The 12,330-nt window shown below is 63.1% G+C and carries 12 protein-coding genes; 8 read left to right on the top strand and 4 right to left on the bottom strand.

All coding sequences use genetic code 11. The features are described 5' to 3' along the window. Positions 1 to 48 precede the first annotated feature (48 nt). Together hydA and ACVWWD_RS25220 are read left to right on the top strand one after the other, a co-directional pair. Positions 49 to 1,500, top strand: a complete 1,452-nt coding sequence (hydA, locus tag ACVWWD_RS25225) for a dihydropyrimidinase (RefSeq protein WP_023769616.1) — start codon at positions 49 to 51, stop codon at positions 1,498 to 1,500. After that, positions 1,497 to 1,880: a hypothetical protein gene (locus ACVWWD_RS25220; RefSeq protein WP_245273770.1), complete on the top strand. Its 384-nt coding sequence runs from the start codon at positions 1,497 to 1,499 to the stop codon at positions 1,878 to 1,880. Before hydA ends, ACVWWD_RS25220 begins: the two co-directional genes overlap by 4 nt. A gap of 23 nt (positions 1,881 to 1,903) precedes the next feature. On the opposite strand, the gene ACVWWD_RS25215 is transcribed toward ACVWWD_RS25220, so the two are convergent. Next, positions 1,904 to 2,308: a cupin domain-containing protein gene (locus ACVWWD_RS25215; RefSeq protein ID WP_015317160.1), complete on the bottom strand. Its 405-nt coding sequence runs from the start codon at positions 2,306 to 2,308 to the stop codon at positions 1,904 to 1,906. Between the two features lie 130 nt (positions 2,309 to 2,438). Between ACVWWD_RS25215 and ACVWWD_RS25210 the strand changes: the two genes are divergently transcribed. The 5 genes from ACVWWD_RS25210 (at position 2,439) to ACVWWD_RS25190 (ending at position 7,200) form a co-directional block, all read left to right on the top strand. After that, positions 2,439 to 3,230 carry an ABC transporter ATP-binding protein gene (locus ACVWWD_RS25210; RefSeq protein ID WP_352547887.1) on the top strand — a complete coding sequence of 264 codons (792 nt, stop codon included), beginning with the start codon at positions 2,439 to 2,441 and terminating at the stop codon, positions 3,228 to 3,230. A 293-nt stretch (positions 3,231 to 3,523) separates the two neighbouring features. Further along, positions 3,524 to 4,402, top strand: coding sequence for an ABC transporter permease (locus ACVWWD_RS25205; RefSeq protein WP_023769620.1), 879 nt, complete (start codon positions 3,524 to 3,526; stop codon positions 4,400 to 4,402). Continuing rightward, the gene (locus tag ACVWWD_RS25200; protein WP_352547884.1) at positions 4,399 to 5,553 is read left to right on the top strand and encodes an ABC transporter permease; all 1,155 of its coding nucleotides are present in this window, start codon (positions 4,399 to 4,401) and stop codon (positions 5,551 to 5,553) included. The genes ACVWWD_RS25205 and ACVWWD_RS25200 overlap by 4 nt, the downstream gene beginning before the upstream one ends. 40 nt (positions 5,554 to 5,593) lie before the next feature. Beyond that, positions 5,594 to 6,565, top strand: a complete 972-nt coding sequence (locus ACVWWD_RS25195; RefSeq protein ID WP_023769622.1) for an ABC transporter substrate-binding protein — start codon at positions 5,594 to 5,596, stop codon at positions 6,563 to 6,565. A 191-nt stretch (positions 6,566 to 6,756) separates the two neighbouring features. Continuing rightward, positions 6,757 to 7,200, top strand: coding sequence for a CHRD domain-containing protein (locus tag ACVWWD_RS25190; protein ID WP_023769623.1), 444 nt, complete (start codon positions 6,757 to 6,759; stop codon positions 7,198 to 7,200). A gap of 64 nt (positions 7,201 to 7,264) precedes the next feature. Here ACVWWD_RS25190 and ACVWWD_RS25185 read toward each other — a convergent pair whose 3' ends face one another. The 3 genes from ACVWWD_RS25185 to ACVWWD_RS25175 all read right to left on the bottom strand — a co-directional run bounded on the left by ACVWWD_RS25185 (position 7,265) and on the right by ACVWWD_RS25175 (position 11,118). Continuing rightward, the gene (locus tag ACVWWD_RS25185) at positions 7,265 to 8,914 is read right to left on the bottom strand and encodes a thiamine pyrophosphate-binding protein (protein WP_352547882.1); all 1,650 of its coding nucleotides are present in this window, start codon (positions 8,912 to 8,914) and stop codon (positions 7,265 to 7,267) included. After that, positions 8,911 to 10,086, bottom strand: a complete 1,176-nt coding sequence (locus ACVWWD_RS25180; RefSeq protein ID WP_457103475.1) for a CaiB/BaiF CoA transferase family protein — start codon at positions 10,084 to 10,086, stop codon at positions 8,911 to 8,913. The genes ACVWWD_RS25185 and ACVWWD_RS25180 overlap by 4 nt, the downstream gene beginning before the upstream one ends. A gap of 99 nt (positions 10,087 to 10,185) precedes the next feature. Next, the gene (locus ACVWWD_RS25175) at positions 10,186 to 11,118 is read right to left on the bottom strand and encodes an alpha/beta hydrolase (protein WP_352547880.1); all 933 of its coding nucleotides are present in this window, start codon (positions 11,116 to 11,118) and stop codon (positions 10,186 to 10,188) included. A 185-nt stretch (positions 11,119 to 11,303) separates the two neighbouring features. Between ACVWWD_RS25175 and ACVWWD_RS25170 the strand changes: the two genes are divergently transcribed. Further along, on the top strand, positions 11,304 to 12,311 hold the full coding sequence (locus ACVWWD_RS25170) for a ribonuclease T2 family protein (RefSeq protein WP_352547878.1): 1,008 nt from the start codon (positions 11,304 to 11,306) through the stop codon (positions 12,309 to 12,311). The last annotated feature ends 19 nt before the right edge of the window (positions 12,312 to 12,330 follow it).

Below are 12,330 nucleotides of genomic sequence, written 5' to 3'. Positions count from 1 at the left end.
AACGCCGCTCACCAAGAAGCGGGAAGAGAAGAACAAGGGAACAGCAAAATGACCAAAGTCATCAAGAACGGCACCGTCGTCACCGCCGACCGAACCTGGAAGGCGGACGTGCTGATGCAGCACGGCAAGATCGTCGCCATCGGCTCGGACCTGCATGGCGACCATGAGTATGACGCCACCGGCTGCTTTGTCATGCCGGGCGGCATCGACCCGCATACCCATCTCGAAATGCCGTTCATGGGCACCTATTCGGCCGATGATTTCGAATCCGGCACTCGTGCGGCCTTAGCCGGCGGCACCACCATGGTGGTCGATTTCTGCCTGCCGGCGCCGCAGCAATCGCTGCTCGAAGCATTGCGGATGTGGGACAACAAGACCTCGAGGGCGTCCTGCGATTATTCGTTCCACATGGCGATCACCTGGTGGGGCAAGCAGGTGTTCGACGAGATGGCCACCGTGGTCGACAAGGGCATCACCTCGTTCAAGCACTTCATGGCCTACAAGGGCGCGCTGATGGTCGACGACGACGAGATGTACGCGTCGTTCCAGCGCTGCGCCGACCTCGGCGCGCTGCCGCTGGTGCATGCCGAGAATGGCGACGTGGTCGCGGCCCTGTCGCAGAAGCTGCTTGCCGCCGGCAATAACGGTCCCGAAGGACATGCCTATTCGCGTCCGCCGGAAGTGGAAGGCGAGGCGACCAACCGCGCCATCATGATCGCCGACATGGCGGGCGTGCCGCTCTATGTCGTGCATGTCTCCTGCGAACAGAGCCACGAGGCGATCCGCCGGGCACGCCAAAAAGGCATGCGGGTGTTCGGCGAGCCGCTGATCCAACACCTGACGCTGGACGAGAGCGAGTATTTCGACAAGGACTGGGACCATGCGGCGCGCCGCGTGATGAGCCCGCCGTTCCGCAACAAGCTGCATCAAGATTCGTTGTGGGCCGGCCTGCAGGCCGGTTCGCTGCAGGTGGTGGCGACCGACCATTGCGCCTTCACCACCGACCAGAAGCGCTTCGGCGTCGGCAATTTCACCAAGATCCCCAACGGCACGGGTGGCCTCGAGGACCGGTTGCCGGTGCTGTGGACCAGGGGCGTCAATACCGGCCGGCTGACGATGAACGAGTTTGTCGCCGTGACCTCGACCAACATCGCCAAGATCCTCAACATGTATCCGAAGAAGGGCGCGATCGTCGAAGGCGCGGATGCCGACATCATCGTCTGGGACCCCCAACGCAAGAAGAAGATTTCCGCCAAGAAGCAGCAGTCCGTCATCGACTACAACGTCTTCGAAGGGGTCGAAGTGACCGGCCTGCCGCGCTTCGTGTTCTCGCGCGGCGAGTTGTCGGTCGAGGAGGCAGAGGTCAAGGCGAAGCCTGGCCATGGTGAGTTCGTCGGCCGCGAACCGAACGCGGCCGTCAACCGGGCGCTGTCGACCTGGAAGGAAATCACCGCGCCGCGCAAGGTGGAGCGGTCAGGCATTCCGGCGACGGGGGTGTGACGGTGAGGTGCGCGGGGCTCTATCTCACCGCCGTTGTTGTTCTGGCAGCCGGCTCCGCCGTGGCGGCCGGCATCGACCTGTCCAAGCCCTATGGCAACAAGTCCGGCTGCATCAACAAGAACGGCCAGCAGGTCTATGCCGAAGACATGCTGCTGCTGACCGACACCGATTTTATTACCGCGACCAGTGCCTGCACTTTCACGGGCAAACACGGTGAGGCCGATGGTTCGCTGACGGTCAAGGCAGAGTGCGAAGCGGAAGGCGAGGAGGGAAAGTCGCCCGCCACCTTCACGATCAAGCACAGCGCCAAGAATGCCAAGAAATTGGTGATCGCCGACGAGGACGGCAGCGTCATGGGCGAAGTTGCCCGGTGCCGATGAGGGCGGAAGGCTTTCCGTCAGCCTTAGGCGACGAGCGCGTCCAACTCCGGCAGCAGGACGACGCTTTCCTGTTCGTTGGGATCGGTGCGGGCGATGACGGCCGAGGACGGGGCATTGCTCAGATTGGCCGGCAAATGCGGCACGCCTGCGGGAATGTAGAAGAGGTCGCCGGCCTTGACGACGATGTGATGCTCCAGCCGGTCGCCATACCAGGTATGGACCTCGCCGGAGAGCACGTAGATCGCCGTTTCATGGTTCTCGTGCAGATGCGCCTTGGCGCGGGCACCGGGCGGCATCGTGAGCACGTGCATGCAGATGCCGGAGGAGCCGACCGATTCGGTGGCGATGCCGGCGAAATAGGTCAGGCCCTGCTTACCTTCATAAGTGCTTTCAGGGCGGATAAGATGACAAGTGGGTTTAGGCGACATCGGGGAAACTCCGGGCGTCGATCGAGTGGGACAAACTCAGCAGGACTGGGGCCAATGGGACGGGTCGAGTGGAAAACAACATCACGATAAAAGCAATCGCTTTCGTGCGGCGGAAGGCAGGCAGCAACCGATGACGGGACCTTCGCCAGCCGTCTTTTCGGCAAGCAAACTGGACCTCACCTTCCAGACCAATGACGGGCCGGTACAGGCGCTGTCCAATGTCGACCTGACCATTGGCAAGGGTGAGTTCGTCTCCTTCATCGGGCCTTCAGGTTGCGGCAAGACTACTTTGCTGCGCGTCATCGCCGATCTGGAAAAGCCCACTTCCGGGACGATCTCGGTCAATGGCATGACGCCGGAACAGGCTCGCGAGCGACGTGCCTACGGCTATGTCTTCCAGGCCGCCGCCCTGTTTCCCTGGCGCACCATCGAGCGCAATGTCGGGCTGCCGCTGGAAATCATGGGCCTGTCCAAGACCGAGCAGGCGGAGCGGATCAAGCGCACGCTCGACCTCGTGAACCTCAGCGGCTTCGAGAAGAAATACCCTTGGCAGCTTTCCGGCGGCATGCAGCAGCGCGCCTCGATCGCGCGTGCGCTGGCCTTCGATGCCGACCTGTTGCTGATGGACGAGCCGTTCGGCGCGCTGGACGAGATCGTGCGCGACCACCTCAACGAGCAATTGCTGCAACTGTGGGGACGGACGAACAAGACCATCTGCTTCGTTACCCACTCCATTCCGGAAGCCGTCTACCTGTCGACGCGCATCGTCGTCATGTCGCCGCGCCCGGGCCGGGTCAGCGATATCATCGAATCGACGCTGCCGAGAGAGCGGCCGCTCGACATCCGCGAGACGCCGGAGTTTCTGGCGATCGCCGCGCGGGTTCGGGATGGGTTGAGGGCAGGGCATAGCTATGATGATTGAGGCGGGTGACAAGCGAGCGGCGTACCGCGCCTTCGTCATCCTAGGGCGGAGCAGGCGCGTAGCAGCCTGCGCAGACCCTAGGATCCATGCCGCGACATTGGCCGAGAGGCGTAAGCAGCTGAGAATACCCGCCCAACAGAGTGGAGTGCAAGGAGCCGTATTCCGCACCGCTGCGGAGCAGAAATGTAACGGCATGGAGCCGAGGGTCCGCGCCGCGTCGCTTCGCTCCTTGCTCCGCCCTAGGATCACGAAGGCGCATGTGACGAAGGCGTGTGCTCCGCGAGACTTCGCCCATGGATAGCTTCCGCTCCAAGATCATCCCCGTAACCTCCATCCTTCTGGGCGTGGTCGTGCTCTGGTACATCTTCGCCGTTATCCTCAACGCGCCGTTCCAGCGCGATCTCGACCGGCGTGCCAACGAAACCTCCACGTTCGGCGAACTCATAGGCAAGACGCTGTCGCAGCCCAAGCCGACGCTGCCGGCGCCGCATCAGGTGGCGGTGAATTTCTTCGAGAACACTTTTCTGCGGCCCATCAACTCGAACCGCAGTCTCGTCTACAACGCCTGGGTGACGCTGTCCTCGACGCTGCTCGGCTTCGCCTTCGGCACCGCGCTCGGCATCGTCATCGCCGTCGGCATCGTCCATGTGGCGACGCTCGACCGCAGCCTGATGCCGTGGATTATCGCCTCGCAGACGATTCCCATCCTGGCGGTGGCGCCGATGATCATCGTCGTTCTGGCGGCGATCGGCATTACCGGACTGATCCCGAAGGCGATGATTTCGACCTATCTGTCTTTCTTCCCGGTGACGGTCGGCATGGTGAAGGGCCTGCGCTCGCCCGAGATCATGCATCTCGACCTGATGCACACCTACAACGCCAGCAACGCGCAGACCTTCTGGAAAGTGCGTGTGCCTGCCTCGGTGCCGTTCCTGTTCACCTCGATGAAAGTGGCTGTAGCGGCAAGCCTCGTCGGCGCTATCGTTGGCGAACTGCCGACGGGTGCGGTCGCCGGCATAGGCGCCAAGCTGTTGGCCGGCGCCTATTACAGCCAGTCCATCGACATCTGGTCGGCGCTGGTCGCCGGCTCCATCGTGGCGGCACTGCTGGTGATGGTGGTCGGCATCGCCGGCCGCATCGTCGACCGCGCCATGGGCGGGAGGCCAGCATGAATTGGCTGAAACCTTCCTGGCAGGCCGTACTGGCAATCGTGCTGTGCCTGATCGCGATTGCGCTCGGCGCCATGTCGAAGCCGGAAGCGGCAGCGCTTGCCGATCCGACGGCCAGTATCGGCTACCCCTATCTCGGAATGAAGGGCTTGATGGTTGGCGTGGCCGTGCTGGCGGCGCTGATCTCCATGGTCAGGATTGCGCCCCTGGCGGAGGCCGTGGTGCTCTTCATGGGCGCCCATCTGGTCGCCTGGCTGCTGATATCGGGCATTGCGGGTTTCGAAGGGACGGCGCTGACGCCGTATTTCCTTCTGCTCACGGCTGCCTGGCTGCTTGGCTGGCGTTGTGTGGCGGTGCTTTCGGGATTGCGGCCGAAGGCAGGATGGGTCCGGACCGCACTGCGTCTGGTCATCCCGGCTATCTTCGGCGCCTGGATCCTGATCATCTGGGAAGCCGTCACACGCGGCGCCGGCATTCCTTTCATCCTGCTGCCGCCGCCGAGCGCCATCGGCGCGCGCATCGTCAGTTCGCTGCCGGTGCTCGGCGCCGATGTCCGGCAAACCATCTTCAAGGCGGTGCTCTTCGGCTATGTGGTGGGCAGCGGCGCTGGCTTCATCACCGCTGTTCTCGCCGACCGTGTACCGTTTCTGCGGCGTGGACTTCTGCCGATCGGCAATATGGTCTCGGCGCTGCCGATCATCGGCGTGGCGCCGATCATGGTCATGTGGTTCGGCTTCGACTGGCAGTCCAAGGCGGCGGTGGTGATCATCATGACCTTCTTCCCGATGCTGGTGAATACGGTCGCCGGGCTCGCTGCGTCCGGCCATATGGAGCGCGACCTGATGCGCACCTATGCGTCGGGCTACTGGCCGACGCTCGTCAAGCTCAGGCTGCCGGCCGCCGCCCCCTTCATCTTCAACGCGCTGAAGATCAATTCGACGCTGGCGCTGATCGGCGCCATCGTCGCCGAGTTCTTCGGCACGCCGGTCGTCGGCATGGGATTCCGCATTTCTACCGAGGTCGGGCGGATGAACATCGACATGGTCTGGGCCGAAATCGCAGTTGCAGCACTTGCAGGTTCGGTCTTTTATGGCGTGGTCGCCCTTGTCGAAAGGGCCGTCACGTTTTGGCATCCCTCTGTCCGTGGTGGATAGGGGCGGTGGGTTCAGGGCACTAACTCCAGAGGGTAAAAAAATGAAAAGACTTATTATTCCAGTTCTGGCCGGCGCGATGTCGCTGGCCGCGTTCCAGGCAATGGCCGCCGATAAGGTGACCTTGCAGCTGAAATGGGTCACGCAGGCGCAGTTTGCCGGCTACTATGTCGCCAAGGCCAAGGGTTTCTATGAAGCCGAAGGCCTAGACGTCGACATCAAGCCGGGCGGTCCCGACATCGCCCCCGAGCAGGTGATCGCCGGCGGCGGTGCCGACGTCATCGTCGACTGGATGGGCGGCGCGCTCGCCGCGCGCGAAAAGGGCGTGCCGCTGGTCAACATCGCCCAGCCGTTCAAGAAGGCCGGCATGGAGCTGGTCTGCCCAAAGGATGGCCCGATCAAGACCGAAGCCGACTTCAAGGGTCATACACTCGGCGTCTGGTTCTTCGGCAACGAATATCCATTCTACGCGTGGATGAACAAGCTTGGCCTCAAGACGGAGGGCGGTCCCGATGGCGTCACCGTGCTGAAGCAGAGCTTTGACGTGCAGCCGCTGATCCAGAAGCAGGCAGATTGCATCTCGGTGATGACCTACAATGAGTACTGGCAGCTGATCGACGCCGGCTACAAACCCGAACAGCTGACCGTTTTCAACTACTCGGCCATGGGCAACGACCTGCTCGAGGACGGCCTCTATGCCTCGGAAGACAAGCTCAAGGATCCGGCCTTCGAGGACAAGATGGTGCGTTTCGTGCGCGCCTCGATGAAGGGCTGGAAATACGCGATCGACAACAATGACGAAGCCGCAAGCATCGTGATGGACGGCGGCGGCCAGGACGAGAACCACCAAAAGCGGATGATGAGCGAAGTCGCCAAGCTGATCGACAATGCCGACGGCAAGCTCGACCCGGCGACCTACGAACGAACCGCCAAGGCGCTGCTCGACCAGAAGATCATCACCAAGGAGCCGAAAGGCGCCTATACCACCGCCATCACCGACAAGGCGGTCAAGTAGTCCTCGCAGGCGCGATCAACAGCGCGTGAGACCGGGTCTGACGATCAAAAAGGGGCGGGCGACCGCCCCTTTTTCATGCGCTCCAATCACAAAACCGTGTGCGGGGATACATTGCGCCGTCCAGCCGTTGCATTGAAGCATGCGCGCGTCGGGGAGCCGCGACGCACGCTCTATCCAATTGGAGGTTCTTCATGCGCGCTTACTCCTTCCTGCCGGCGCTATCGGCGCTCGCCATTTCCACCGCTTTCCTGTTCGCATCACCAGCCATGGCCGAGATGGTAAAATACAAGGCGACCCTCGATGGCGGCCAGCAGAGCCCAGCCGTTACCACCAAGGGCAAGGGGACGGCCACTCTCACCTTCGACACCACCAAGAAGAAGCTCAGCTGGAACGTGAAGTATTCCGGCCTCAGCGGCCCGGCGACAGCGGCGCATATTCACGGCCCGGCGGCGGCGGGCGAGAACGCGCCTCCGGTGATCCCGTTCAAAGGCAAGCTCAAGAGCCCGATCAAGGGGTCGGCGACGCTGACGGATGCGCAGGCCGCGGACCTGGAGGCCGGCAAGTATTACGTCAATGTGCACACGGCGGCCAATAAGGACGGCGAGATTCGCGGCCAGATCGAAAAGGCGATGTAGAGCCCGAAGCGCGGCTAACATCTGACGGCCTGCGGGACAGCGCCCCCCTCTGTCCTGCCGGTCCTTAAGCCTTGTCGCGTATCTGCGTCATCGTCCGGGTCGGGGTGATCGCCTCGGGATCGAGCCTGATCTCGACGATCGCCGGCTTGCCGCTGGTTCGCGCGCGCTCGAAGGCAGGCGCGAAATCAGCTGTCTTCTCCACCGTCTCGCCATGGCCGCCATAGGCGCGGGCAAGTGCTGCAAAATCAGGGTTCTTCAGATCGGTGCCGACGACGCGGCCGGGATAGTCGCGTTCCTGGTGCATGCGGATGGTGCCGTAAATACCGTTGTTGACGACGATGACGACGATCGGCAGGTCGTACTGCACAGCGGTGGCGAATTCCTGGCCGTTCATCAGGAAGCAGCCGTCGCCGGCGAAGGCGACCACTGTGCGCTCCGGATACAGCGCTTTGGCGGCCACCGCCGCCGGCGTACCGTAGCCCATCGAGCCCGACGTCGGCGCTCCTTGCGTGGCGAAGCGGCGGAAGCGATGGAAGCGGTGTACCCAGGTTGCGTAATTTCCGGCGCCATTGGTCAGGATTGCGTCGTCGGGCAGCACCTTTTCCAGATAATCCATGATTGGACCCATCCGCACCGCGCCGGGGCCGGTCTGTGGCGGCGTCGACCATTCGAGATATGACGCATGGTGCCTGGGCGTCTCGGCCGCCCATGATGGCGTTCCGGCCGGCATGCGCTTGGTGAAAGCCTCGACGAAAGCCGCTGGCGACGCATTGATGGCCAGGGTCGGACGGTAGACCCGGCCGAGTTCGCCGGCATCGGCATGGACGTGCACCAGGGCCTGGTCGGGATAGGGGCTCTTCAGCAGCGTGTAGTCGGAAGAGGGCATCTCGCCCATGCGCCCGCCGATCAAGAGAACGACGTCCGCCTGCTTGATAGCCGTTGCCAGCTTCGGATTGATGCCGATGCCGACATCGCCGGCATAGTTTGAATGAAGATGGTCGAACAGCATCTGGCGGCGGAAGGAACAGCCGACAGGAAGCGACCAGGCCTCGGCAATCTTATGCATCCGCGCGACCGCGTCCGCGTTCCAGCGCGTGCCGCCAAGGATGACGAAGGGACGCTTCGCGCCGGCAAGCAGCATTTCCAGTGCGTCGAGTTCGGCTTCGCCGGGATAGGTTTCTACCGGCGTGTGCGGAAGTGCTTCCGGCGCGTCGACGACGCTGGTCAGCATATCCTCGGGCAGCGATATGACGACCGGGCCGGGGCGGCCCGACGTCGCCACGGCAAAGGCGCGCGTGACGAATTCGGGGATGCGCGAGGCGTCGTCGATCTCGACCACCCATTTGGCGATGTCGCCGAAGAACCTGACGTAGTCCACTTCCTGGAACGCCTCGCGCTCCTTGGCGTGGCTGGCGACCTGGCCGATGAACAGGATGAGGGGAACCGAATCCTGCATGGCGATGTGGATGCCGGCCGAAGCGTTGGTGGCGCCGGGTCCGCGGGTGACGAAGCAGATGCCGGGCTTGCCGGTCAGCCGCCCCTGGCAGTCGGCCATCATGGCGGCGCCGCCTTCCTGGCGGCAGACGATGGTGCGGATCGAGGAATCATGCAGCGCGTCAAGCACCGCAAGGTAGGATTCGCCCGGCACGCAGAACATTCGGTCGGTGCCATTGGCTTCGAGGGCGTCGACGATCAATTGTCCACCGGTCTTCATTTCCCAGACTTCTCCAGTTCGGCAAGGATTTCGTCAGTGTGCTCGCCAAGGCGCGGCGAGGGGCGTTCATAAGTAAGCGGCGTCCCCGACATCACCATCGGGGCGCGCACCGACGGCAGGCGGTTGCCATGGCCGTCGTCGAGGTCGAGCCGCATGCCACGGGCAATGGTCTGCGGGTCGTCGAACATCTGGCCGATCGTCTTGATCGGGCTCGCCGGCACGCTGGCGGCTTCGAGCTTCGCCAGCAGCGGATCGCGATCAAAAATCTTCAGCGCCTCGATGATGCGTGCGCGAAGTTCCACGCGATTGGCGACGCGGGCCGGATTGGTGGTGAAATCGGGATTGGCCGGCAAATCGCCCAGCCCGACCGCGGCGCAGAATTTGGCGAACTGGCCGTCATTGCCGACGGCCAGGATGATGTGGCCGTCCCTGACTGGGAGCACTTCGTAAGGGGCGATGTTCATATGGGCATTGCCCATCTGCACCGGCGACTTGCCGGAGACGAGATAATTGAGGTTCTGGTTGCCGAGCGCCGAGATCTGCGTGTCGAACAGCGCCATGTCGATGTGCTGGCCTTCGCCGGTCTGTTCGGCATGGCGAAGTGCTGCCTGGATGGCGATGACCGAATAGAGGCCGGTGAAGATATCCGAGATGGCGACGCCGGCTTTCTGCGGCTCGCGTCCGGGCTCGCCGGTGATCGACATCATGCCGGCCATGGCCTGGATGATGAAATCGTAGCCCGCGCGAGGCGCATAAGGCCCATCCTGACCGAAACCGGTGATCGAGCAGTAGACGAGGCGAGGGTTGATTTCCTTCAGACTGCCATGGTCGAGCCCGTATTTCTTCAGGCCGCCGAGTTTGAAGTTCTCGATCAGCACATCCGCCGTCGCGACCAGCCGGCGCACCGTCTCGGCGCCTTCCGGCGTCGAGAAGTCGATGGCGATGGAGCGCTTGCCGCGATTGCAGGAATGGTAATAGGCGGCCGACAGGTTCTCGCCGTCATGGCTCATGACGAAGGGCGGACCCCATTTGCGGGTGTCGTCGCCGCCGTCGGGGCTCTCGACCTTGATGACATCGGCGCCGAGATCGGCAAGCAACTGCCCGGCCCAGGGTCCGGCAAGAATGCGGGCGAGTTCGACGACGCGGACGCCTTTCAGCGGGGGTTCGGCCATAAATCACCGTGGTTGCTGCAATCATCCCGATCGCTGCGAAAGCAGAGCCTCTATCAAGCCCGGCAGCGGCTGTCACGGTTCTTGCTATGGGCCAAACCTTCAGGCTTTCAGGACAGCGTCCGCCCAGTTGGCGAAATCGTCCATGACGGTATCCCGGTTCACCTCGTTCAGGCTCTCGTGGCGGGTGCCGGCGTAGACCTTCGAAACCAGATTCGAAAAGCCCATCCCGCGCATGCGGTTCGCGAGATGGGTGATGCCCTTGCCGTAGTCCGAGGCAGGGTCTTTCTCGCCGCCAATGATGGCGACGGGAAGGCCGCGCCGGATGCCGGCAAAGCCTGCATCCTTGCCGCCGTTCAGCGCCATGGCGACCACATCGCGCCACATCGATATGGAGGGATTCCAGCCGCAGAGCGGATCGGCAATGTACTTCGCGACCTCCGCCTCGTCGCGCGAAAGCCAGTCGAACAAGGTGCGATGGTCGGGGACCGCCTTGCCCCAGGCTTGGAAGGTGAGTTTCGGCAGCAGGCGCGACGGGACATCGGAGCCCAGCCGCATTCGCTCCCAGGCCAGGATGCCGAGCGCCACCTGGCCGAGCGGGCCTTGCGAGAAATTGCCGTTCCAGATGGCGGCGGCATGGATCCGATTCGAGTGCCGTAACAAGTAGTTCAGCGCCACGGACGCGCCCATCGAGTGGCCGAAAAGGATCACCGGCAGGTCAGGCTGCTCGCGGGCGATAAGATCGTGCACGGCATCGACATCGGCGATCACCTTGGCCGGTCCGTCCTTGTCGGCGAATCTGCCGAGCGGCGCGTCGGGCGCCCTGGTCGCCCCATGGCCACGGTGGTCATGGACATAGACATGGAAGCCCCGGGTGGCCAGGAAACCGGCGAAGCGGTCGTAGCGCGCGGCATGTTCGGCCAGGCCATGATTGATCTGGACCACCGCACGCGGAGAGCTGTCGGCCTGCCGGATCAACAGATTGAGATCGGCCCCGGTCGGCGAGCGGACCACGCGCTGCTGGCTGAATGGCATGCCGGCTGGCCTCCCCCTGGTTCCGCCCTTGCAATGTCCAACGTGTGCGCCGGCGCCAGATTTGCGTCAATCGGGCCTGCCGGCTTTTCCGCGACGATCTTTCTTGCCACGGGCCCGCAAAATATCGCAATTCTGACATGGAGACAGCTTCAGTCTGTCGCCCACTTTCCAGCAGGGGATTCTCCATGCGCATTGCTGTTGTTTTCGGATTGGCCTTGCTGGCGGGCTCGCTGGCAGGCGCGGCGCATGCCGACGTCAAGATGAGCGGCACCTTCGTGGCCGACGCTGCCTGTCCCGCGACGCAGGCGATCAAGAACGGCAAGAATCCCGGCAATGTCTCGACCGATGCGGGCAAGACCTATCAATTGCTGGCCGGCAACAAGGATGCTCCGACCCACTACCTCATCCTGGTGCCGGTCGCCGATCCCGAGCGCCGTTGGGTGAAGGTCAGCTGCGGCCATCTCTCGGGCAGCAGTGCGGTAACCGCGCCGGCGGCATCCGGCGGGCAAGGCAAGCCGGCGGCCTCGGGAAAACCCGAATATGTCTTCGCGCTGAGCTGGCAGCCGGCCTTCTGCGAGACCAAGTCGAACAAGACCGAATGCAAGGCGCAAAACCCTGGTGAATTCGATGCCACCAATTTCACGCTGCACGGTCTGTGGCCGCAGCCGAACGGCAATTTCTATTGCCAGGCTTCGGCCAGCGACAAGGCCAATGACAATCCGGCTCACTGGCAGGACCTGCCACCAGTCAACCTCGATGCCGAGACCCGCGCCGAGCTCGACAAGGTGATGCCGGGCACCGCCTCGAAGCTGGAACGGCATGAATGGATCAAGCACGGCACCTGCTACGGCAAAAGCCAGCAGGAGTATTTTTCCGACGCCCTTCATCTGATGCGTGAGGTCAACAGCTCGCCTGTCCGCGACCTTTTCGCCAAAAATATCAGCGGCAAGCTGACCGCGGACCAGATCCGCAGCGCCTTCGACCAGGCCTTCGGCGCGGGAGCAGGGGACCGGGTGCGTGTGTCCTGCCTTATCGATCCGTCGAGCGGCCGGCGGCTGATCGGCGAACTGACGCTTGGCCTTGCCGGCCCGATCGGTCCGAATAGTTCGCTCAAGGATCTGCTGCTGGCCTCAGTGCCGACGAACAAGGCCGGTTGCCCGACCGGCACGGTCGACGCGATCGGGTTCCAGTAACGCACGGGCACGTATTTAG

Source organism: Mesorhizobium sp. URHB0026, from assembly GCF_054059755.1.
The sequence above is the reverse complement of the archived record's forward strand: the minus strand, read 5'-3'. Positions and strand labels throughout refer to the sequence as shown.